The sequence below is a fragment of the Actinoplanes subtropicus genome, assembly GCF_000721705.1.
Lineage (GTDB): Bacteria > Actinomycetota > Actinomycetes > Mycobacteriales > Micromonosporaceae > Actinoplanes > Actinoplanes subtropicus.
The window spans coordinates 192,322-213,071 of record NZ_JOJL01000011.1; the positions used below are offsets into that span (position 1 = coordinate 192,322).

Annotated in this window: 26 protein-coding genes; 9 read left to right on the forward strand and 17 right to left on the reverse strand. The window is 72.4% G+C overall.

The window, feature by feature from the left end; translation table 11 throughout:
- Nucleotides 1–60: 60 nt before the first annotated feature.
- A complete protein-coding gene (locus IH26_RS0117350) occupies nucleotides 61–573 on the forward strand; it encodes a MarR family winged helix-turn-helix transcriptional regulator (protein WP_030437240.1) in 513 nt (170 codons plus the stop codon).
- Here the strand turns inward: IH26_RS0117350 and IH26_RS0117355 are convergent.
- Genes IH26_RS0117355 through IH26_RS0117390 form a run of 8 tightly spaced genes read right to left on the reverse strand, consistent with a single transcriptional unit; the run spans nucleotide 539 to nucleotide 8,844 of the window.
- Nucleotides 539–1,210, reverse strand: a complete 672-nt coding sequence (locus IH26_RS0117355; protein WP_030437241.1) for a gamma-glutamyl-gamma-aminobutyrate hydrolase family protein — start codon at nucleotides 1,208–1,210, stop codon at nucleotides 539–541. The two genes, IH26_RS0117350 and IH26_RS0117355, sit on opposite strands and share 35 nt — an antisense overlap.
- Nucleotides 1,203–2,627: an aldehyde dehydrogenase family protein gene (locus IH26_RS0117360; RefSeq protein WP_084598879.1), complete on the reverse strand. Its 1,425-nt coding sequence runs from the start codon at nucleotides 2,625–2,627 to the stop codon at nucleotides 1,203–1,205. The genes IH26_RS0117355 and IH26_RS0117360 overlap by 8 nt, the downstream gene beginning before the upstream one ends.
- A complete protein-coding gene (locus tag IH26_RS0117365; protein WP_030437243.1) occupies nucleotides 2,624–3,469 on the reverse strand; it encodes a fumarylacetoacetate hydrolase family protein in 846 nt (281 codons plus the stop codon). The genes IH26_RS0117360 and IH26_RS0117365 overlap by 4 nt, the downstream gene beginning before the upstream one ends.
- Nucleotides 3,470–3,481: 12 nt before the next feature.
- Nucleotides 3,482–4,411, reverse strand: coding sequence for a DODA-type extradiol aromatic ring-opening family dioxygenase (locus tag IH26_RS0117370; protein ID WP_030437244.1), 930 nt, complete (start codon nucleotides 4,409–4,411; stop codon nucleotides 3,482–3,484).
- Nucleotides 4,404–5,864 carry an aldehyde dehydrogenase gene (locus IH26_RS0117375; protein ID WP_030437245.1) on the reverse strand — a complete coding sequence of 487 codons (1,461 nt, stop codon included), beginning with the start codon at nucleotides 5,862–5,864 and terminating at the stop codon, nucleotides 4,404–4,406. The genes IH26_RS0117370 and IH26_RS0117375 overlap by 8 nt, the downstream gene beginning before the upstream one ends.
- Nucleotides 5,861–6,661, reverse strand: a complete 801-nt coding sequence (locus IH26_RS0117380) for an acetoacetate decarboxylase family protein (protein WP_030437246.1) — start codon at nucleotides 6,659–6,661, stop codon at nucleotides 5,861–5,863. The genes IH26_RS0117375 and IH26_RS0117380 overlap by 4 nt, the downstream gene beginning before the upstream one ends.
- A 9-nt stretch (nucleotides 6,662–6,670) precedes the next feature.
- Nucleotides 6,671–7,600, reverse strand: coding sequence for a PDR/VanB family oxidoreductase (locus IH26_RS0117385; RefSeq protein ID WP_030437247.1), 930 nt, complete (start codon nucleotides 7,598–7,600; stop codon nucleotides 6,671–6,673).
- The gene (locus IH26_RS0117390; RefSeq protein WP_034215464.1) at nucleotides 7,597–8,844 is read right to left on the reverse strand and encodes a cytochrome P450; all 1,248 of its coding nucleotides are present in this window, start codon (nucleotides 8,842–8,844) and stop codon (nucleotides 7,597–7,599) included. Before IH26_RS0117390 ends, IH26_RS0117385 begins: the two co-directional genes overlap by 4 nt.
- Before the next feature lie 145 nt (nucleotides 8,845–8,989).
- Between IH26_RS0117390 and IH26_RS0117395 the strand changes: the two genes are divergently transcribed.
- Nucleotides 8,990–10,471 carry an APC family permease gene (locus IH26_RS0117395; protein WP_030437249.1) on the forward strand — a complete coding sequence of 494 codons (1,482 nt, stop codon included), beginning with the start codon at nucleotides 8,990–8,992 and terminating at the stop codon, nucleotides 10,469–10,471.
- A gap of 4 nt (nucleotides 10,472–10,475) precedes the next feature.
- On the opposite strand, the gene IH26_RS0117400 is transcribed toward IH26_RS0117395, so the two are convergent.
- Nucleotides 10,476–11,048, reverse strand: coding sequence for an HAAS signaling domain-containing protein (locus tag IH26_RS0117400; protein ID WP_030437250.1), 573 nt, complete (start codon nucleotides 11,046–11,048; stop codon nucleotides 10,476–10,478).
- Nucleotides 11,030–11,374 (reverse strand): PadR family transcriptional regulator, encoded by a 345-nt coding sequence (locus IH26_RS0117405; protein WP_030437251.1) that lies wholly within the window; start codon nucleotides 11,372–11,374, stop codon nucleotides 11,030–11,032. The genes IH26_RS0117400 and IH26_RS0117405 overlap by 19 nt, the downstream gene beginning before the upstream one ends.
- A 73-nt stretch (nucleotides 11,375–11,447) precedes the next feature.
- Between IH26_RS0117405 and IH26_RS0117410 the strand changes: the two genes are divergently transcribed.
- Nucleotides 11,448–11,978, forward strand: a complete 531-nt coding sequence (locus tag IH26_RS0117410; RefSeq protein ID WP_030437252.1) for a hypothetical protein — start codon at nucleotides 11,448–11,450, stop codon at nucleotides 11,976–11,978.
- Here IH26_RS0117410 and IH26_RS0117415 read toward each other — a convergent pair.
- Genes IH26_RS0117415 through IH26_RS0117430 form a run of 4 tightly spaced genes read right to left on the reverse strand, consistent with a single transcriptional unit; the run spans nucleotide 11,929 to nucleotide 14,160 of the window.
- On the reverse strand, nucleotides 11,929–12,336 hold the full coding sequence (locus tag IH26_RS0117415) for an arsenate reductase ArsC (protein ID WP_030437253.1): 408 nt from the start codon (nucleotides 12,334–12,336) through the stop codon (nucleotides 11,929–11,931). The two genes, IH26_RS0117410 and IH26_RS0117415, sit on opposite strands and share 50 nt — an antisense overlap.
- Complete coding sequence (locus IH26_RS0117420; protein WP_030437254.1) at nucleotides 12,333–13,061, reverse strand: aquaporin; 729 nt, start codon at nucleotides 13,059–13,061, stop codon at nucleotides 12,333–12,335. Before IH26_RS0117420 ends, IH26_RS0117415 begins: the two co-directional genes overlap by 4 nt.
- Before the next feature lie 27 nt (nucleotides 13,062–13,088).
- On the reverse strand, nucleotides 13,089–13,763 hold the full coding sequence (locus tag IH26_RS0117425) for an arsenate reductase/protein-tyrosine-phosphatase family protein (RefSeq protein WP_030437255.1): 675 nt from the start codon (nucleotides 13,761–13,763) through the stop codon (nucleotides 13,089–13,091).
- 22 nt (nucleotides 13,764–13,785) lie between these two features.
- A complete protein-coding gene (locus IH26_RS0117430; protein ID WP_051808225.1) occupies nucleotides 13,786–14,160 on the reverse strand; it encodes an ArsR/SmtB family transcription factor in 375 nt (124 codons plus the stop codon).
- An 89-nt stretch (nucleotides 14,161–14,249) separates the two neighbouring features.
- Here IH26_RS0117430 and IH26_RS57940 point away from each other — a divergent pair, with 89 nt between their 5' ends.
- From IH26_RS57940 to IH26_RS0117455, 5 genes are all read left to right on the forward strand, one after another.
- Nucleotides 14,250–14,459: a hypothetical protein gene (locus tag IH26_RS57940; RefSeq protein WP_084598880.1), complete on the forward strand. Its 210-nt coding sequence runs from the start codon at nucleotides 14,250–14,252 to the stop codon at nucleotides 14,457–14,459.
- Between the two features lie 95 nt (nucleotides 14,460–14,554).
- Nucleotides 14,555–14,884 carry an ArsR/SmtB family transcription factor gene (locus IH26_RS0117440; RefSeq protein ID WP_030437257.1) on the forward strand — a complete coding sequence of 110 codons (330 nt, stop codon included), beginning with the start codon at nucleotides 14,555–14,557 and terminating at the stop codon, nucleotides 14,882–14,884.
- Nucleotides 14,881–15,387, forward strand: a complete 507-nt coding sequence (locus IH26_RS0117445) for a GNAT family N-acetyltransferase (protein WP_030437258.1) — start codon at nucleotides 14,881–14,883, stop codon at nucleotides 15,385–15,387. The genes IH26_RS0117440 and IH26_RS0117445 overlap by 4 nt, the downstream gene beginning before the upstream one ends.
- A gap of 14 nt (nucleotides 15,388–15,401) precedes the next feature.
- Nucleotides 15,402–16,661 carry an FAD-dependent oxidoreductase gene (locus IH26_RS0117450; protein ID WP_034215469.1) on the forward strand — a complete coding sequence of 420 codons (1,260 nt, stop codon included), beginning with the start codon at nucleotides 15,402–15,404 and terminating at the stop codon, nucleotides 16,659–16,661.
- 44 nt (nucleotides 16,662–16,705) lie between these two features.
- Nucleotides 16,706–17,878 carry an MFS transporter gene (locus IH26_RS0117455; protein ID WP_281179751.1) on the forward strand — a complete coding sequence of 391 codons (1,173 nt, stop codon included), beginning with the start codon at nucleotides 16,706–16,708 and terminating at the stop codon, nucleotides 17,876–17,878.
- On the opposite strand, the gene IH26_RS0117460 is transcribed toward IH26_RS0117455, so the two are convergent.
- On the reverse strand, nucleotides 17,832–18,125 hold the full coding sequence (locus IH26_RS0117460) for a hypothetical protein (protein WP_030437261.1): 294 nt from the start codon (nucleotides 18,123–18,125) through the stop codon (nucleotides 17,832–17,834). The two genes, IH26_RS0117455 and IH26_RS0117460, sit on opposite strands and share 47 nt — an antisense overlap.
- A 29-nt stretch (nucleotides 18,126–18,154) precedes the next feature.
- Complete coding sequence (locus tag IH26_RS0117465) at nucleotides 18,155–19,354, reverse strand: FAD-dependent monooxygenase (protein ID WP_030437262.1); 1,200 nt, start codon at nucleotides 19,352–19,354, stop codon at nucleotides 18,155–18,157.
- Between the two features lie 73 nt (nucleotides 19,355–19,427).
- On the opposite strand from IH26_RS0117465, the gene IH26_RS57945 reads away from it, so the two are divergent.
- Nucleotides 19,428–20,411 carry a sensor histidine kinase gene (locus IH26_RS57945; protein WP_245665256.1) on the forward strand — a complete coding sequence of 328 codons (984 nt, stop codon included), beginning with the start codon at nucleotides 19,428–19,430 and terminating at the stop codon, nucleotides 20,409–20,411.
- Here the strand turns inward: IH26_RS57945 and IH26_RS0117475 are convergent.
- Nucleotides 20,377–20,745 (reverse strand): response regulator transcription factor, encoded by a 369-nt coding sequence (locus IH26_RS0117475; RefSeq protein ID WP_030437264.1) that lies wholly within the window; start codon nucleotides 20,743–20,745, stop codon nucleotides 20,377–20,379. The two genes, IH26_RS57945 and IH26_RS0117475, sit on opposite strands and share 35 nt — an antisense overlap.
- Nucleotides 20,746–20,750 lie beyond the last annotated feature (5 nt).

A 20,750-nucleotide genomic window follows, 5' to 3' on the forward strand; every position in this document is an offset into this window, starting at 1 on the left:
AAGGGCGTTGCAGAGATCGTACGGACCCAAACGACCCTGTCAATAGCTACCATCGCTGTCATGACCGACCACCACCCCCGGCTTGTCGAGACCGAGCGCGCGATGCGCGAGCACGTCGAGTCGCTCGGCCTCGACTTCGAGGCGGCGCACGCCGTGTCGAGCATCTACCGCGCGGCCAACGCGGTCCGGTCGTACATCTGGAACGAGCTGCTCCGGCCGTACGACCTGACCTGGACCGGCTGGGTGGTGCTGTGGGTGGTCTGGATCTTCGACGGGATGGAGACCCGGCACGCCGCCGAGGCCGCCGCGATCTCCAAGGCCACGCTGACCGGCGTCGCCAAGACCCTGGCGGCGCGCGGCTGGCTGGAGCGGCGCGGCCGCACCGACGACCGCCGGCTGGTCGAGCTGCACCTCACCGACTCGGGCCGGAAACTCATGGAAGAGCTGTACCCCAAGTTCAACGCGATCGAGACCAAGGTCGTCGGCCGGCTGTCCGGCCGGGACACCAAGGCCATGACGCAGAACCTCCGCGAGATCGTCACCACGATCGAGGAGACCGGGCTGCCCGGATGAGCTCCTCGAAGAGAGCGGCCTGAGCCGGGTCGGTGTCCGCGGTGTCCTCGGGATGCCACTGCACGCCACGGAACCAGCCGCCAAGATCGTCGGGGGAGAGAGTCAGCTCCTCGATCGTTCCGTCGGCGGCCCACGCGGTCGCCCGCAGCCCCTTGCCCGGCCGGCCGACGCCCTGGTGGTGGTAGCAGGAGACGGTCAGCCCGCCGACCACGTGCACGCTGCGGTGCGCGGCGGGAAGGTCCTGGATCAGGTCGCCGCCGCGGGCCACGTTGACCACCTGCAGCCCGCGGCAGATCGCCAGCAGCGGCATCCGGTCCGCCAGCGCGACCCGGGCCACCGCCAGGTCGAAGGCGTCCTGCACGTCGTCGACGTCGTACTGGCTCTCGTGCGGCTCCTGTCCGGCCCAGTGCGCGGCCAGGTCCCCGCCGCCGGGCAGCAGCACCGCGTCGGCGAAGTGCAGGCGGGAGCGCACCTCTTCATCGTCCGCCGGAAGCTGCGGATGGACGCTGACCGGCTCGCCGCCCGCGTCGTAAACAGCCTGGATCAGCTGGTACGCGTTGACCTCGGCCCGGAACCGCAGTGCCGAGGCGTGCGCGGAGAACCGGGCCGGGATCGCGATGACCGGCCGCCTAGCCAAGGCTGATCCACGTCGTCTTGAGGTCGGTGTACTGGTCGAGGGCGTGCCGCGACTTGTCCCGGGCCCCGCCGGAGAGCTTCACCCCGCCGAACGGGACGCCCATGTCGCCCTCCTCGTAGCAGTTCACCCAGACCGTGCCGGCCTTGAGCCGCCGCGACATCCGATGCGCCCGCCCGAGGTCCGCGGTCCACACGGCGGCGGCCAGGCCGTAGTCGGTGTCGTGCGCGATCCGCAGCGCCTCGTCCTCGTCCGCGAACGTCAGCACGGTCAGCACCGGCGCGAACAACTCCTCCCGGACCAGCGTGTTGTGCCGATCGGCCAGCACCACCGTGGGCTCCAGATAGAAACCTTCCCTGCGTACGCGGGATCCGCCGTGCCGCAGCGAGGCGCCCTCCTCCAGCCCCCGCGCCAGGTGCAGCCGCACGCGATCCAGCCCGGCGGAGGACGCCAGCGGCCCCATCCGCGTCGAGGGCAGCAGCGGGTCGTCCGGCTGCCAGGCGCCGGCCGCCGCGACGATCCGGTCGACCACCTCCTCGGCCACGTCCCGGTGCACCACCAGGCGGGACCCGGCCGTGCACATCTGCCCCGAGTTGAAGAAGACCGCCCACGCCGCCGCCTCGGCCGCCGCCGCCAGGTCCGGCGCGTCCGGGAAGACGATGTTCGGCGACTTGCCGCCCAGCTCCAGGTGCACCCGCTTGACGTTGCTGCCGGCCGCGTACCGCAGGAAGTGCCGGCCCACCGCGGTCGAGCCGGTGAAGGTCAGCACGTCGACGTCCGGGTGCTCGCCCAGCCGCCGGCCGACCGTCGCGCCGTCGCCGGAGAGCACGTTGAACACCCCCGGCGGCAGTCCCGCTTCGAGGGCCAGCGCGGCCACCCGCGGCATGGACAGCGGCGACTGCTCGGCCGTCTTCAGCACTACCGTGCAGCCGGCGGCCAGGGCCGGCGCGACCTTCCAGCCGCCGATGGTCAGCGGGAAGTTCCACGGCACCACCGCCGCGACCACGCCGGCCGGCTCCCGGGTGACCAGGGCCAGCTCGCCCTCGGTGGTCGGCGGCACCTCGCCCGCGGTCTTGTCGGCCAGCCCGCCGTAGTAGCGCAGGCAGCGGATCAGCGCCCGCAGCTCGATGTCGTGGGCGACCGTGATCGGCTTGCCCATCTCCAGGGTGACCAGCCGGGCGATCTCGTCCCGGTGCCGCTCGACCAGGTCGGCCAGGCGCAGCAGCACCTCGCCGCGCTCGCGGGCCGGCATCCGCGGCCACGGGCCCTCGTCGAACGCCCGCCGGGCCTCGGCCACCGCCGCGTCCGCGTCGGCCACGCCCGACCAGGGGATCTCGGTCAGCACGCTCCCGTCGCGCGGGGTGACGATCTGCCGGCGGTCACCGGTGAGCGACTCCCGCTCGACGCCACCGATGATCATCGGCGGGGCGCCCGGATGCCGCGGAACTCCCAGTCGCCGCCCTGCGCGGTGGAGAGGACCTCCTCGCTCTCGGTGGGCTGGGCGCCGACGTCCGTACGGATCGGGGTCGGGCCCTCCACGATGTGGTTGCGCAGCGTGCCCAGGCCCTCGACCTCGACCTCGACCACGTCGCCCGGGTAGACCGTGCGGGAGATGGCCGGCGTGCCGGACAGCAGCACGTCGCCGGGCTGCAGGGTGATCGTCCGGGCGATGTCGGCGACCAGGTAGTGCATGTCCCACTGCATCTCGTCGGTGTTGCCGTCCTGCCTGACGTCGCCGTTGACCAGCGTGCGGATCCGCTTGCCACGGAAGTCCCAGCCCTCGACCAGGCCGGGGCCGAGCGGGCAGAGCGTGTCCGCGCCCTTGACCCGCAGCATCGAGCCGGCGTCGGTGTCCCGGAAGTCGTGCAGCCCGTAGTCGTTGGCCACGGTGTAGCCGCGGATGTAGTCGCCGGCCTCGGCCGGGGAGATGTTCCGGGCGGTCCGGCCGATCACGATGCCGATCTCGCCCTCGTAGTTGAGCCACTTGCAGCCGGCCGGCCGGACCACCGCCGCGTCGTGCGCGTTGAGCGCGGACACCGGCTTGTGGAAGTAGGTGGGCGCGGCCGGCAGCTCCGTCATCATCTCCGCCACCCGGGACGCGTAGTTGAGATGGACACAGACGATCTTCGACGGTACGACCGGCGCCAGGTGGGCCGCGTCGTCGATCTTGATGCTGCGGCCGTCGTGCGCCACCAGCTCGTCGCCCTGGCGCGCGACGTCCACGACATTGCCGTCGAGGAGGATGCGGCGGGTCTCCCGCATTTTATCAGCCTTTCAAGACATTTGTCGGATATAGTCCGGGTCGGGGGCAGTGCGGTGCGGACGGGGAAAGCCGCCCGCCGGGCGCTCGAACCAGAGATGGGCCTGGCCGGTGCCGACCGCGTTCTCGTACTCGCCGTACTGCCGGCCGGCCGCCGTGCAGTCACCCTCGCCGAGCGCGCCGATCATCATGAGGTAGTGCCCGAACCGCGCCTCGGGCTTGTACTTGTAGAACTCCGGCATGGTGTCGAGGACCCGCGCGTGATCGCCGGCCGCGAGCCACTCGATGCGTTCCAGGTCCGCCCTGCAGGCCTCGGGCGTGAAGATGTGCTCCGGGCCGGCCGCCTCGTGGTCGCGCAGCTTCCGCAGCGGCCAGAAGGTGTGCGACAGGGCCCCGGAGGCGATCAGCAGCACCTTCCGGTCCGACTCGGCGATCGCGTCGCCCAGCGCCCGGCCGAGCCGCAGGTTGTCCTCGGTGTCCGCGGTCTGGCACACGCCGATCGAGATCCACCGTTTCTCCGGCAGCCCCTGGCCGAGGAACTCCCACACGTTCGTGGTGGCGTAGAAGATCGGCAGGTGGTCGTCGTCGATCGCGGTGATCCACGTCGAGTGGCCGGCGCCCTTCGACGCGATCAGGTGCGCCAGCGCCGGGTCGCCCGGGAAGTCGTACGGCCGCCGGCACATCCCGCGCGGCAACTCCTCCGAGGTGAACAGCCCGGCGCGGCGCTGCTGGGCGGTCACCACGAACTCGACGGTGGTGGCCCAGTGCGAGTCGAGCACCACGACGGTGTCGTAGTCGACGGTGTCGAAGACCTCCTGGCGCAGCTGCCGCAGGCCGGACACCAGGGTCGAGTCCACGCCATGGTTGAGATCGCGCCGCTCCCGCTCCGGCAGCACGATCGTGGGCACGTGGGCGACCAGCCCGGCCCCCACCACCTCACCCATGGCTCCTCCAACCGTCCGGGCTGAACACCGTGTTCTTGACGTCGCAGTAGAAGTCGAACGAGTACGTGCCGCCCTCGCGCCCGATGCCGGACTTCCCGCTGCCGCCGAACGGCGCGCCCAGGTCCCGCACGAAGAAGCAGTTCACCCAGACCGTCCCGGCGTTGAGTCGCGCACTGACCCGCTCGGCCCGTTCCGGGTCGCCGGTCACCAGCGTGGCGGCCAGCCCGAAGCGGGTGTCGTTCGCCATGCGTACGCCCTGATCCTCGTCCTTGAAGGTTTGGATCGTCAGCACCGGGCCGAAGACCTCCTCGGTGAGGATCTCGCTGCCCGGCTCGGCGCCGGCCAGGATCGTGGGGGAGTAGTAGAGGCCGCCGAGGCCGGTGTTGGGGCCGCCGCCGAGCAGCGCCTTCGCACCGCCGGTCAGCGCCCGCTCGACGAAGCCGCTCACCCGCTCGAAATGCTGGCGGCTGACCAGTGCGCCGACGTCGGTCTTCTCGTCGCGCGGGTCGCCCTGCACCAGTGCGCGGGCCCGCTCGACCACCCGGGCGGTGAACTCCTCGGCGATACCTTCTTGCACTAGCAGCCGGCATGCGCCCAGGCAGACCTGGCCGGCGTTGTCGAACTGCTCGACGGCCAGGTCGACGGCCAGGTCCAGGTCGCAGTCGGCGAAGACCAGCAGCGGCGACTTGCCGCCCAGCTCGAAGGAGAGCGGCACGATGTTCGGCGCGGCGGCCGCGGCGATCACCCCGGCGGTCGGCACCGAGCCGGTGAACGACAGCCGGCTGATTCCCGGGTGCCGGGTCAGCGGCGCGCCCGCCTCGGCGCCGGTGCCCTGCACGACGTTGAAGACGCCGGCCGGCAGCCCCGCCTCGTGCGCGATGTCGGCCAGCAGCGAGGCGGTCAGCGGCGCCCACTCCGGCGGCTTCAGCACGACCGTGTTGCCGGCCGCGAGGGCCGGGCCGATCCGCCAGGTGGCCAGCATCAGCGGCGCGTTCCACGGCGTGATGATCGCGGTGACGCCGGCCGGATCGTACGTGATCCGCTCGCGGTGGCCGCGCACCTCGAGATCCGGGTGCGCCAGCGTCTCGGCGTAGTCGGCGAAGAACCGGAAGTTCATCGCCACCCGGGGCATGACGCCGCGGCGGTGCGAGCGCAGCAGCGACCCGTTGTCCCGGGTCTCCACCCGGGCCAGGTCCTCCCGGCGCTCGTCGATCCCGTCCGCGACCCGCCGGAGGATCGCCCCACGCTCAGCGGCCGTTTTCCCCGCCCATTCCGGAAATGTCGCCCGGGCCGCCGCCACCGCTCGGTCTGCCTCCGCGGCGCCGCCGGCGTCGATGTCCCCGAGGTGCGCCTCGTCGATAGGCGAAATATCCGGAAATTTTCGGACGGAGGGCACGCGCTCGCCGCCGATCCAGTGCCGAGTGTCGATCTTGACACCCTCGACCTCGATCATTCTTCGTCCTTCCCTACCACGGCAAGCGTCTGCCCGCCGTCCCACACGACCCCGACCTGCCGGTAGTAGCCGCCGATGATCTCGTGTATTTCCAGCCGGGCGAGCTCTTCCGTCGGCGAGTCGAACAACCGCAGCTCGACGTCGCCGCTCCAGGCCTGTCCACCCTCGAAGGCCGCCGCGCCGGATCGGATGAGCTCGACATAGGCATCGGGGGAGCCTTTTTCGATGCCCGGGAAGAAGCGGTGGTGCGCCATCGGGTGCCCGTTGACGAAGCCGTTGGTCGCCGATTCCGAACGCAGCGTCAGCACCGCCTCGGCCAGCCGCCGGTCCCCGGCGGCGAGCGTCGCCCCGAACACCCCGCCCGGCCCGATCTGCGGGGCGGCCTGCGCGAACGGGTGCGGCCGGGTCTGCCACATCGAGCCCAGCTTCTTCGGATACCCCTGGTGCAGGCCGCGGGCGACGGCGAAGTCCTTGTCCACCCAGATGTAGACGCAGCGCGAGTAGGTCTGCCCCTCGAAGCTGCACCGCACCACCACGAACGCCTCCTTGTACTGCGAGCGCACCGGGTCGAGCAGCTCCTCCCGGCTCGACGAGCAGGACTGCCAGTCGGCCCAGATCAGCGCCACCGCTCCGGGGTCGTTCGGGGCCAACCGCAGCGGGGCCGGCAGCAACTCGGCGACCCGGGCCGGGTCGGTCCGGTACTCGACGGTCAGCAGGTCGCCCGAGTAGTGCCAGGGCGGCGCCGGGATCAGCGACGAGCCGCCGGACGCGGTACGCGGGTAGAAGAACCCCTTCATGTGCCCTCCTCAGAGCGCGAGCGTCAAGCGCGATCCGCGGCAGCGGGACACGCAGATCATCATCACTTCGTTCGAGGCGCGCTCGTCCGCGTCGAGCACCGAGTCGCGATGGTCCACCTCGCCGTCGAGCACCTCGGTCTCGCAGGTGCCGCAGATGCCCTCGAGGCAGGAGCCGAGCACACCCACCCCGGCCGCACGGACCGTTTCGAAGATCGACCTGCCCGGCCCGACGACCAGCGTGCGTCCCGAGCGCTCGAGCACCACCTCGAAGGGCTCGCCGGTCCTGTCCACGTCCGCGGTGAACCGCTCCAGGTGCAGGCTGCCCGGCGGCCACGACACGCAATGCCGCTCGACCGCCGCCAGCATGCCCTCCGGGCCGCACGCGTAGACCAGGGTGTCCGGCCGGGGCGTGCCGAGGATGCCGTTCAGGCCGAGCCGGCCGTGGGTGTCCTCGGGCACCAGGTGGACCCGGTCGCCGAAGGCCGCCAGTTCGTCGGTGAAGGCCATCGACTCGAGCGTGCGGCCACCGTAGTGGAGTTCCCAGTCGGCGCCGGCCGCCGACACCTCGCCGATCATCGGGAGCAGCGGGGTGATGCCGATCCCGCCGGCCAGGAACAGGTAGCGGGGGGACGCGACGACCGGGAAGTGGTTGCGCGGTCCCCGGACCCGGACCGTGGCGCCGGCCGCGAGCCGGTGCACCGCCCGGGAACCGCCGCGGCTGTCCGGCGTCTCCAGCACCGCGATCCGCCAGCAGCCGGGGTCGCCGGTCCGGCCGCACAGCGAGTACTGCCGGACCAGCCCGTCGCCGAGGATCAGGTCGACGTGCGCGCCCGGCGTCCAGTCCGGCAGGTCCTCGCCGGCCAGCGACAGCGCGACGACGCCCTCGGCCGCCGGCTCGACCTCCCGTACGACCAGGTCGGCCTCGAATTCGGCGGTCATCGGGTCTTGACCGTGACCGGGAACTTCTTGATCCCGTTGACGAAGTTGGAGCGGACCCGGGCGACGTCGCCGTTCAGGTCGATGCCGGCCAGCCGGGGGAGCAGCTCCTCGAACATCAGGCGGACCTCCATGCGGGCCAGGGCGTTGCCCATGCACAGGTGGGGGCTGCCCTTGCCGAACGTGAGGTGGTCGACGTTCGCCCGGCGTACGTCAAGCTGGTATGGATCTTGAAAGACGTCCTCGTCCCGGTTGCCGGACGCGAACCACATGACGACCTTGTCGCCTTCCTTGATCTCCTTGCCGCCGAGCGACGTGTCCCGGGTGGCGGTGCGCCGGAAGTGGTAGACCGGCGAGGCCCAGCGCAGCAGCTCCTCCAGGCCCGAGGCGATCAGCGACGGGTCCTCCTGGAGCAGGCGCAGCTGGTCGGGCTGCTCGATCAGGGCCAGCATCGAGTTGCTGATCGCGTGCCGGGTGGTCTCGTTGCCGGCGATCACCAGCAGCAGGAAGTAGTTGTCGAAGTCCTTGTCGCTCATCGCCACGCCGTCGTTGGGCAGTTTGTTGGCGAGCTGGCTGATCAGGTCGGTGCCGTCGCCGTCGCGGCGCCGGTCACGCAGGGCCCGGCCGTAGTCGAAGACGTCCTGCGTGGTGGGCGAGCGGAACGGCAGGTGCTTGTACTTCTCGCTCTCCGGCGAGTCGATCGTGTGCTCGATGAACTCCGGGTCGGTGTTGCCGACCATCTCGTTGCCCCAGGCGATCAGCTGCCCGGTGTCCTCGAGGGGTACGTCGAGCAGCCGGGCGAGGACCTGGATCGGGAAGTCGGCGCTGATCTTCTCGACGAAGTCGAACTCGGTGGCGGTCAGCGCCTCGTCGACCGTCCGCTTGGTGAGCTCGCGCAGGAAGCCCTCGTAGTTCTTCATCAGGTTGCGCGGGCTGAACTCCCGGGCGATCAGCTGGCGCAGGGCGAGGTGGCGCTGCCCGTCGGTCTCCAGGATCGACCGGCGGATGTCCATCAGATCGTCGTCGACTTCTTCGAGGTTCACGAATTTCTCCGAGGTGAACAGCGAAGTGTCCCGATCCACCGCCCAGATGTCCTGATATTTCATGACAGACCAGAAGCCGCGGTTGGGCGCCGCCTCCGCGGTCCAGTGCACCGGGTCCTCGCGGCGCAGCGTGTCGAACTGCGGCCAGCCCTCGTTGCGCTGGAAGCGGTCGTTGTCGGCCAGGTCGACCTCGTCCAGATTCATCGCGCTACCCTCCCGCGGCGAAAAGTCGTTCGGACCCAAACGATATGGGCGACGAAGGTCTGGCGCAAGGGGGCCCGATGGCCCTATGGTTCGCATCCAAACGTTCGTATACGAACGATGCCCGCCTCGACAAAGGACGGCCCGCATGAGCCAAGCCGAGCAGTCGAGCACCGAACGGCAGGAGGCGCACCAGCTGCGCCGGGGCAGCCTGGGCGTGCTCGCCATCTCCTTCTTCGTCATCTCCGCGGCCGCGCCGCTCACCGCGATGGCCGGTGGTGCGCCGGTCGCCATGCTGCTCGGCAACGGCAGCGGCATCCCCGCCGCGTACGTCGTGGTCAGTGTCCTGCTCTTGATCTTTTCGGTCGGGTACACCGCGATGGCCCGGCACCACACCAGCACCGGCGCCTTCTACAGCTACGTCACCCGCGGCCTGCGCCAACCGGCCGGCGGCGCCGCGGCCTGGATCGCGCTGCTCGGCTACAACGCCATGCAGATCGGCCTGTACGGGCTGTTCGGCTCGGCCGCGTCCGGCTTCCTGAACTCCCAGTTCGGCTGGAACGTGCCCTGGTGGGGGTGCGTGCTGGTGGCGATGGCGGTGATCGCCGTGCTCGGCTACCGCCAGGTCGACCTGTCGGTCAAGGTGCTCTCCGTGCTGGTGCTCGCCGAGTTCCTGGTCGTGCTGATCCTCGACGTGGCGATCGCGGCCAAGGGCGGCAAGGGCGGCGGCGCCCCGCTGACCCTCGAACCGTTCACCTGGAAGGCCTTCGCCTCCGGCTCGGTCGCCATCGCGCTGCTGTTCAACGCGGCCAGCTTCATCGGCTTCGAGGCCACCACGATCTACAGCGAGGAGGCGAAGGACCCGCGCCGCACGGTGCCCCGGGCCACCTACGTCGCCGTCCTGACGATCGGCCTGTTCTACACCGTCACCACCTGGCTGATGGTCAACGGCCAGGGCCCCGACGGCCTGGTCGACTACCTCGGCGGCCTCAAGCCCGACCCGACCGGCTTCCTGTTCGCCCTCTCCGACACCTACCTCGGCGGCACCCTCACCACGATCATGACCCTGCTCTTCGCCACCAGCGTCTTCGCGGCCCTGCTCGCCTTCCACAACGCGGTCGCGCGCTACCTGTTCGCGCTGGGCCGCGAGGGCCTGGTCCCGGAGCGCCTGGGCCGCACCCACCAGGTGCATCTGAGCCCGCACGCCGGCTCGGTGAGCCAGACGGTCCTGGCCCTGGTCGTCTTCGCCGTCTTCGCCATCACCAAGCAGGACCCGGTGCTGGCCCTGTTCACCTGGCTCACCCAGCTGGGCACGCTGGCGGTGATCATCCTGATGGCCCTCGCGTCGTTCGCGGTGGTCGCGTTCTTCCTGCGCCACCCCGGCCTGGACGGCAACCGCTGGCGCACGCTCATCGCCCCCCTGGCCGGCGGCATCGCCACGGCCGCGGTGGCGATCTACGCGGCCTCCCAGTTCGGCCTGCTGATCAGCAAGCCGGGCAGCGCCCTGAGCTGGCTGCTCCCGTCCCTGATCATCGTGGCCGCGGTGGTCGGCGTGGTCTCGGCCCTGGTCCTCAAGACCAAAAATCCGCGGCTGTACGAGGTGATGGGCCGCCACCGCGGCGACGCCTGACGCCTCACCCGAACAGGCGCGGCAGGGCTCGGGCGGTCAGCGTCATCCGGGTGAGGCTGGCCGCCGCCGCCAGTGCGAACGGCCACCGCAGCGCCGGGACCGTCGTCGCCGCGGTGGCCAGCAGGCCGGCGTCGAGCAGCAGCAGCACGAGGCAGCCGGGCGCGCTCGCCCTGGTCCGGCGGTAGGCGGTGCGGGCGGTCGCCGCGTACGCCAGCGCGGCGACTACCGCGACCAGCGCCAGGCCGAAGGCGAGCCGCAGCCCGGCCGGCACCGGCCAGGTCCACGCGTGCTCGCTGATCAGCAGTGTCGCCCAGCACGCTCCGACGACCGGGCCGCAGGCCAGCAGGATCAGCGCCGTGCGGCGGCCGGGCGACTGCCGCACGAAGGCGGCCAGCACCACCTCGGGTGCGCCGAACTCGGCGATCGCCGCGGTGGCCGCGGCGTCCTTGGCCAGGCCGGCGCTCAGCTGCCGGTCGTAGGTCTCGGCCAGCCCGTCGGCGAGCTCGGCCACCGCGTCGGCCGGCAGGTGCCGGGCGAGGCGCGCGAGGTAGTCGTCGATCAGGTCGTGGCCGGCCATGGTGCACCCTCCAGGAGGGCGGTGACGGTGGTGGAGAACTCCAGCCAGCTGGCCCGGTCGCCGGCCAGCCGGCGCCGGCCGGCCGGGGTCAGCCGGTAACTGCGGCGCCGGCGGCCGTCGGCCTGCGACCAGGAGCCGCTGATCAGGCCGGCCGCCGCCAGCCGGTGCAGCGCCGGGTAGACGGTACCGGTGGGCAGGTCGAACCGGCCGCCGCTGCCGTCCCGGAGCGCTTCCTTGATCGCGTAGCCGTGCCGCGGCCCGTCCTCGAGGGTGGCGAGCAGCAACGCGTCCAGGTGGCCCTTGAGTGCCTGCGCCTCGGCCTTCATCCGCGTCCCTCCATAGGTAGGTATGCTACTCTCGGCGCGTTAGGTAGCTAACCTACATATGGTCGTGGTTGCCATGGATCTCCACCTTCCCGACGCCGGCCCCCTTTTCCTCGCCGTGCTCGCGGTGCATGTGCTCGCCGGCGGCGCCGCGGTGGTGTCCGGCGCCCTCGCGGCGACCGCCCGGAAGCGGCCGGGGCGCCATCCACGGGCCGGCGCGGTGTATCTCTCCGCGATCTCGGCGGTGTTCTTGACGGCGAGCGTGCTGGCCACCCTGCGCTGGCGGGAGGACTGGCGGCTGTTCCTGATCGCCTGCGTGGCGGCCGGACTGGCCTGGTTCGGCCGGGCGGCCCGTCGCCGGGGGCGGGACGGGTGGCTGACCCGGCACGGCGGCGCGATGGCCGGCTCGTACGCGGCGTTGTTCACCGGCTTCTACGTCGACAACGGCCCGCAGTTGCCGCTCTGGGACCGGCTGCCGCACCTGACGTACTGGCTGCTGCCCGCCGCCGTGGCGCTGCCGCTGACCTGGCGGGCGCTGCGCCGCAACCGGGCCCCGGCTACCGAGGCGGAAGCAGATCGGCCAGCAGCGCCTCGATCCGCCGCCTGATCTCGTCGCGGATCGGGCGGACGGCCTCGACATCCTGGCCGGCCGGGTCGTCGAGCTGCCAGTCCTCGTAGCGCTTGCCGGGGAAGACCGGGCAGGCGTCGCCGCAGCCCATGGTGATGATGACGTCGGAGTCCTGGGCCGTCTCGTACGCCAGCTTCTTCGGGGTCTCGGCGGTGATGTCGATGCCGGCCTCGCGCATCGCCGCGACGGCGGCCGGGTTGATCCGGTCGGCGGGCTCGGAGCCGGCCGAGCGCACCTCGACCGCGTCGCCGGCCAGGTGGCGCAGCCAGCCGGCGGCCATCTGGGAGCGGCCGGCGTTGTGCACGCAGACGAACAGGACGCTGGGCTTGTCGCTCATCGGATCTCCTCGGGTGCCATGACGACGTCGTCGGCGGCGCTGCCGACGTGCGGATACAGGGCGAGCAGCAGCCCGGTGCCGGCGAGCAGGCCGGCCGCCTGGGCCAGGACGAACCCGGGGACCGAGGCGGGGGCGATGCCGGCGAAGGTGTCGGTGAAGGCGCGGCCGACGGTGACCGCCGGGTTGGCGAAGCTGGTCGACGAGGTGAACCAGTACGCCGCGCCGATGTACGCGCCCACCGCGGCGGGCGCGGCGGCCGCCCGGCCGGACCGGGCCAGCGCGAAGATCAGCAGGAGCAGGCCGGCGGTGGCGACGACCTCGCCGAGCCGGAGGTGGCCGGCCGATCGCTGCCTGTGCGAGATGGTCACCGCGTCGAGGCCGAACATCAGGTTCGCCAGGACCGAGCCGCCGATCGCGCCCACGACCTGGGCCACCGTGTAGCCGGCCAGCTCGGTCGCGCTCAGGCCGCTCCGCGTCCGGCGGCCCAGGAACCAGTCGGCGGCCGAGACCACCGGGTTGAAATGCGCGCCGGAGACCGGGCCGAAGGTCAGGATCAACGCGCCGAGAGCGAACGCGGTCGCCACCGAGTTCTCCAGCAACTGCAGGCCCACGTCGTGCGGGGACAGCGTGCTGGCCATGATGCCGGAGCCGACCACGGCGGTGACCAGCAGCGCGGTACCCAGGAACTCGGCCAGCAAGCGCCGCCGCAGCGAGATCAGGTGCATGACGAGGAACTCCGGTCGGTGAGGTGGTCAGGCTTCGAGGACCGGCGCCAGCCGATCGATGCGACCGGCCAGATCGGCGTACGCCGTCTCGAAGGCCTCGTCGGTGCCGACGCGCACCGGGTCGCGCACCGACCAGTGCAGCCGGGGCCGGGCCGCCGCGGTCAGCTCCTCGTGTGCGGTGTCGCAGACGGCGATGACCAGGTCACCGTCGTGCACCACCGCGGAGACGTGCGCGGTGCCGGCCGGATCCAGCGGCAGGCCGTGCCGGTGGGCCACCCGTACCGCCCGGGGATGCACGCGCGCCGCCGGGTTCGTGCCGGCCGAGGCCACCGGCCCGCCGACCCGGTCGCGCCACAGCGCGGCGGCCAGTTGCGAGCGGGCCGAGTTGTGGGTGCAGACGAAGACCACCCGCTCGGCGCCGGCCAGGCGCGGCGGGGTCAGCGCCGCGAGAGCGCGCGGTTCCAGCCGCAGATACGTCCGACGGCGGTCGCCCTCGGAGCGGGTGCGCACGATCAGCCCGGCCTCCTCAAGCACCTTCACATGGTGCGCCACCAGGTTGGTCGGCATGCCCAGATCGGCGCCGATCTCGCCGGGGGAGGCGTCGCCGACGGTCAGGGTGTCGACGATCGCCAGCCGGGCGGGATCGCCGAGCGCCGCGTGCACGCGGGCCCGCGCGCGCAGCGCCGAAGACTCAGCATTCATTGAGTCAATTTCTACTGACCTTCTAGCTCGGCGTCAAGTCGTCCCCGGCGGGCGTGAGCAGGGTCGCGAGCTGGCGCATCAGGGCCGGCCGGGGTCGGTAGTAGACCCAGCTCGCGCGGCGCTCGGCGTCGACCAGGCCGGCCTCGCGCAGGGTCTTGAGGTGGTGCGAGATCGTCGAGCCGGACACCTCGAACGACGGCGTCAGATCGCACACGCAGATCTCCCCGCCGGGCGCCGACGCGATCATCGACATCAGTTGCAGCCGGACCGGGTCGCCGAGCGCCTTGAAGGCCACCGCCAGCTCGGTCGCCGCGGCGGCGCCGACCCGCTGCTGCGCCATCGGCGGGCAGCACGGCACCGCCGAGTCGAGCAGGTTGGATGCGGCTGGTTTCGACATGCGTCGAGCTTGACATGTATCGAATCCGCGTGCAACTGTGGTTTCGACAGTCATCGAACTCGACAGTTATCGAAACCAGGAGGCTTGACATGAGCGACACCGACACCGACACCGCGGGCCGTAGCGGCCCTGGCAACGGCTGCTGCGGCAACTCGCCTCAGGCCACCCGCGGGGTTCCGGAGCCCGTGGCCGAGGCGCCCTGCTGCGGCACGCCGGCCGAGGCCAAGGCAGAGAACTCCTGCTGTGGCAGCTCGGCCAGATCCACCGCGGTCGCCGCCGGTCAGGGCTGCTGCGGATGACCTGGCCGCGGTGTGCCGTCTCGTGGTCGCCGGCCCGGCCGGCGAGCGGTAGACTTTCATCGTTAATCGGCGATAGACGATGAAGATGGTGAAACATGGCCGACCTGCTCGACCGGACGACAGCGGAGACGTACGCGTCGTGGTTCCGGGCGCTCGCCGACCCGTCGCGGGTGCAGATCGTGGAATACCTCGCGCGGCAGGGGCGGCCGATGCCGGTCGGCGAGATCGTCGCCGCCGCGGGGCTGGCGCAGTCCACCGTCTCGCAGCACCTGAAGATCCTCACCGAGGTGCGGTTCGTGCTGGTCGAGGCGGTCGGCAACGCCCGGCACTACCGGATCAACACGAACTGCGTCGCCTGCTTCCCGTCGGCCGCCGACGTGGTCCTGGGTCGCCCCGCGCCGACCGCGACCGGGGCCTGCGCATGAGCGACGTGACGATCCGGCCGATGACCGCCGCCGACGCGCCCGCGGTCCTGTCCATCTACCAGGCCGGCATGGACGGCGGCAACGCCAGCTTCGAGCACACCGCGCCCGCCTGGGCGGCCTTCGACGCGAGCAAACTGCCCGAGCACCGGTACGTCGCCGTCGGCGAGCACGGCACCGTGCTGGGCTGGGTCGCCATCTCGGCCGTCTCCGCGCGGCCCGTCTACGCCGGCGTCGTCGAGCATTCCGTCTACGTCGATCCCGCGGCCCGGGGGCGCGGGATCGGCCGGGCGCTGCTCGACGCGCTGATCGAGTCCACCGAGAAGGCCGGCATCTGGACGATCCAGTCCGGCGTCTTCCCCGAGAACGCGGCCAGCCTCGCCCTGCACCGCGCCGCCGGGTTCCGCACCGTCGGCGTCCGCGAGCGGGTCGGCCGGCATCTCGCCCAGGGCAACCGCTGGCGCGACGTCGTGTTCATCGAGCGCCGCAGCCCATTCATCGACTGATCCGGGAGCTACCCATGTCCATCCTGCCCATTGCCGTGATCGGAGGCGGGCCGGTCGGTCTGGCCGCCGCCGCGCACCTTGCCGAGCGCGGCCTGCCGTTCGTCGTCCTGGAGGCCGGCGAGCGGGCCGCAACCGCCGTCCGGGAGTGGGGGCACGTCCGGCTGTTCTCGCCGTGGCGCTACACCATCGACGCCGCCGCCGCGAAGCTGCTCGCCGACGCCGGCTGGGCCCGCCCCGACGACGACCGGCTGCCCACCGGCGCCGAACTCGCCGGCGATTACCTCCAGCCTCTCGCCGACCTGCCCGTCCTCCGGCCGCACGTCCGCTACGGCGCCCGCGTCGCCGCGATCACCCGGGCCGGACTCGACCGGCTGCGCACCGCCGGCCGGGAAGACACCCCGTTCCTGATCCGGCTGGAATCCGGCGAGGACGTGCCGGCCCGGGCGGTGATCGACGCGTCGGGCACCTGGGGCACGCCGAACGTGCTGGGTGCCGCCGGCATCCCCGCGCACGGCGAGGAGGCTGCCCGGGCGTACGTCGGCAAGGCTCTTCCGGACGTCTTGGGCCGCGACCGCGACCAGTTCGCCGGTCGCCGCGTCCTGGTCGTCGGGGCCGGGCACTCGGCCGCCAACACGCTGCTGTCGCTCACGGAACTGCCGGGCACCTCGGTCATGTGGGCGATCCGCTCCGGTACGCCGTTCCGCACCTACGGCGGCGAGGCGGACGACGCGCTGCCCGCTCGCGGCGCGCTCGGCAGCCGGCTGCGCGAGCACGTCGAATCCGGCGCGATCACCCTGCTCACCGGCTTCGGCGTCCAGCGCCTCACCGCGGGCGACGGCGGCGTCGAGGTCTCCGACGGCAGCCGCGGCGTGGTCGTGGACCGGATCGTGTCGGCGACCGGCTTCCGGCCCGACCACGGCATCGTCTCCGAACTACGGCTCGACCTCGACCCGATCATGGGTGCGACGCGGGCGCTGGCGCCGCTGATCGACCCCAACGAGCACTCCTGCGGCACCGTCCCGCCGCACGGCGTCGACGAGCTGACCCAGCCCGAGCCCGGCTACTACGCCATCGGGGCGAAGTCGTACGGCCGGGCTCCGACGTTCCTGCTCGCGACCGGTTACGAGCAGGCCCGATCGGTGGTGGCGGCGTTGGACGGTGACTGGACCGCGGCCCGCGACGTGCGGCTCGACCTGCCCGAGACCGGCGTCTGCACCAGCGACCCGGTGCTCGCCGCCGACGCCGTCGGCGCGGGCGGAAGCTGCTGCTCCTGAGCGGCGAATCCGAGCGGGCGCGGGCCACCGTCCGCGCGCTCGCGATCACGCAGACCGTCGGCTACGGCACCCTCTACTACGCGTTCGCCGTCTTCCTGGTCCCGATGGCCGCCGGCCTGCACGCCTCCACCGGCGCGATCACCGGGGCCTTCACCGCCTCGGTACTGACCTCCGCCGCGCTCGCCGTGCCGGTGGGCCGATGGCTCGACCGGCACGGCGGCCGGGCGCTGATGACCGGGGGATCGCTGCTCGGGGCGATCCTGTTGGCGGCCTGGTCGCAGGTGCATGCGCTCTGGCAGCTCTACCTGGTGGAGATCGGCATCGGCGCCGCCGCGGCCGCCAGCCTGTACGAGGCCGCGTTCGCGGTGATCATCGCCGGGTGCCCGCCACGGCGGCGCCCGGCCGCCCTGCTGACGCTGACCGTGGTCGCCGGCTTCGCCAGCACCGTCTTCCTGCCGTTGACCGGATGGCTCGTCCACGCGTACGGGTGGCGCACCGCGCTGCTCCTGCTCGCCACCATTCAGGCCGGCCTCACCGTGCCGCTGCACGCGGTCGTCCTCCGGCCCGCCCCGTCGCCCCCGGTGCGGTCGCCGCGGCCGGCGACGCCGCTGCGGGAGGTCTTCACCGATCGGGCCTTCTGGCTGCTCACCGTCGCCTTCACCGCGAACACCGCGGCGGTCGCCGTGGTCACCGTGCACCTGGTCGCCGCGCTGATCGGCTGGGGCCACCCGGCCACGTTCGCCGCGACGACCGCCGGGCTCTTCGGCGTCCTGTCGGTCACCGGCCGGCTGGTCACCACCGGCCTGCAACGCCGCTACCGCACGATCCCGGTGGTGGCGGCGATCTTCGCGCTGCAGGGCCTCGCGGCCGCCCTCCTTCCGCTGGTCGGCCGGGACGGCACCCTCGCGGTCCTCGCGGTCGTCGGCTTCGGGCTCGGCTTCGGCGTCGCCACGATCGCCAAGCCGGTACTTCTCGCCGAGCGCTACGACACGCGCCGCTACGCCACGATCGCCGGCGCGATGGTCGTGCCGGTCACCGTCGCCAAGGCCACCGCCCCGCTCGGCGCGGCCTGGCTCGCGTCCTCGGGCGGCGGCTATGCCGCGGTGTTCGCCGGCGTCGGGCTCGCCGGCCTGCTCGCCGCGACCGCCCTCCTCGCGGCCCGCGACCGGGTCAGACCTTCACGGCCACGGCGCCCAGGAGCCAAGGCACGCCGATGAAGATCAGGAAACCGCCGAGCGCGGCGAAGATGCCGCCGACGATACGGGTGACGAGCACGCCGTACGCGATCCGCTCGGCGCGCTTCTCCGGGGTCTCGCGGCGGCGAAATGCCCCCGTGAGGGGCCGGGCGAAATCGAGGGAGAACCGCGTGTACCACCTCGTCATACCGCGGAAATCGGTCACCAGCAGCCCGCCGGCCACGAGCATGACCACACCGAACCCAAGAGTGCCCAGGGCCTCCGCCATGCGGCGAACAGTAGCCGGTGGGGTGGGAGTCACGGGCCGGGAGGCGACGCCCGGCCCGGGGCCGTCGCGTCGTGCTCGTAGATCCACTCGATGGCCCGGTACGAGAAGTCCGTCCCGCCCGCCGCCATCGCCTCGTCCCGGGCGCGCTGGTCCGGGCCGTCCGGCAGGTGGAAACGGATCTTGTTGTCGGCGGAGAGGGCCTGCACCCGGCTGGTCCGGGGGAGCCGCAGGCGCTCGTACCGGCGCAGCGCCGCGGCCGGATCGTCGCCCTCGGCCAGGCACGCGGCCAGCGTCGCGCCGTCCTCGATCGCCTGGGCGGAGCCCTGCGCCAGGAACGGCAGCATCGGATGGCAGGCGTCGCCGAGCAGCGTCACCCGGCCGCACGACCAGCGCTCGAGCGGCGGCCGGTCGAGCAGCGCCCAGACGAACGTCTCGTCGACCGCCGCCAGGATGCCGCGCACCTGCGGATGCCACCCTTCGTACGCGGCCCGCGCCTGCTCGACGTCCCCGCGATCGGTCCACGACTCGCGGCCCCAGGCGTCCCGCTCCACCACGGCGACGAAGTTCAGCAGCCGCCCCTCGCTGACGTAGTAGTGCACGAAGTGGCCGCCGGGACCCATCCAGACCTGCGCGGTCACCTCGATCGACAGGTCGCTCACCCGCTCCGCCGGGATCAGCCCGCGGTAGGCGACGCAGCCGGTGAAGCGTGGCCGCTCGGGCCCGGACAGCAGGCCGCGGACCGTGGAGTGGATGCCGTCCGCGCCGATCAGCACGTCCAGCTCCGGTTCGGCGCCGCCGGCGAAACCCGGCCGTACGCCATCGCCGTTGTCCTCCATGGCGACCAGCCGCCGTCCCAGGTGAATCCGCTCCGCGGGGATGGCCGCGGCCAGCGCGGCGAGCAGATCGGCCCGATGCATCTGGTAGTGCGGAAACCCGAACCGCTCCTCGATCGCCTCGCCGAGCGGCGTGCGCAGCAGCGTCCGCCCGTCGTCCCACCGGCGCTGGTGCAGGGCCAGCGGCCGCACCGCGGTACGCGCCAGCTCGCCGGCCAGCCCGAGCCGGCACAGCACCCGCGACGCGTTCGGGCTCACCTGCACCCCGGCGCCGACCTCGCCGAGCGCCCGCGCCTGCTCGTACACCTGTACGTCGAAACCGGCCGCGAGCAGCGACAACGCCGCGCTCAGCCCGCCGATGCCGGCACCCACCACACCCACCCGCAGCCCCCGCATGCCCCCAGCTTCGACCGTCGCCGGTGTGCCGGACAAGCCACCCCGGGCGGCGTTCGTGCCTATCTTTGGAGTGGTGATCGTTGTCCCGCGGGTCGTCGAGGCGCTGGCGCAGTGTGTCGGCACCGGCGTGCTGCTCGCCGCCGACGACATCGTGGTGGTGGCCAACGACGAGTTCCTGGGGCTGTTCGACGCGTTCCTCAGCTCCCCGGTCGGGGAGCGCCTCGAGCACGTGGCCGCCCGCGAGCCCTTCCGCCGGGCCCCCGGCCTCTGGGCCGCCCGGCTCGGCGACCCCGGCCGGCGCCGCCGCTGTCACCTGCCCGGCGACCGGGTGGTCGAGGTCCGCTGGCACACCCTGCCCGCCGACGACGGTGACCTGCTCGCCGCCGTGGTCACCGACCTGACCACCGAGACCCGGGTCCGCGGCAGCCTGCGCAGCCACAACCGTGCCCTCGCCGAGCTGGTCGCCACCAAGACCGAGCTGGTCTCGGCGATGCTGCACGAGCTGCGCACCCCGCTCGCCGCCAGTCTCGCGATGGCCGACCTGCTCCCGGACACCACCGGCGACCCGGCCCTGGACGAGGCGATCCAGCTGATCGTCCGCGGCGTCCGCCGGATCGGCTCGGTGACCGCCGAGATCGCCACCGTCAGCGGGATCGAGAACGGCTCCGTCCCGCTCGCGCAGACCCCGTTCGACCTGCCGGAGATGCTCGCCGGGCACGGCTTCGTGGTGCTGGCCGAGCCGGAGCCGCTGACCGGCGACCGGGACCGGCTCGACGAGGTCTTCCGCCGCCTGGTCGCCGCCGTCCGGGCGCTGGGCGGCGACGACACCGGGGTGGCCGAGACCCGCGGCGACCGGTGGCGGATCGCGCTGCGGCTGCCCTCCCGGCAGGCCAGCGACCGGCTGTTCAGCTACTCCGAGTCGGGCGGGAACGCCACCGCGCTGATGCTGGCCCGGGCGGTGATCGGCCGGCACGGCGGGACGGTCGGCGTGGAGAGTACCGAGGGCGCCCCGTACCTGGTGGTCAGCCTGCCCCGGTCAGCGCGTCCACCCGGGTGAGCAGGTCCTGCGCCGTGAACGGTTTGACCAGGTAGTCGTCGGCGCCGGCGTCGAAGCCGGAGGCCACGTCCAGCCACTGGCCGCGGCCGGTGAGCAGGATGATCGGGATGTCGGCGGTCTCGGCGTCGTCGCGCAGCGCCCGGCACACCTCGAGGCCGGTCATGTCCGGCATGGTCACGTCCAGGACCGCGCAGTCCGGCGGGCGCTCGTGCGCGGCGCGCAGGCCGTCGCGGCCGGTGCTGCTGGTGGCCACCTCGAGGCCGCCCGAGCTGAGCACGGTCCGGACGATCTCCAGCATCGTCGGATCGTCGTCGACCACCAGGACAGAAGTCACCGCAT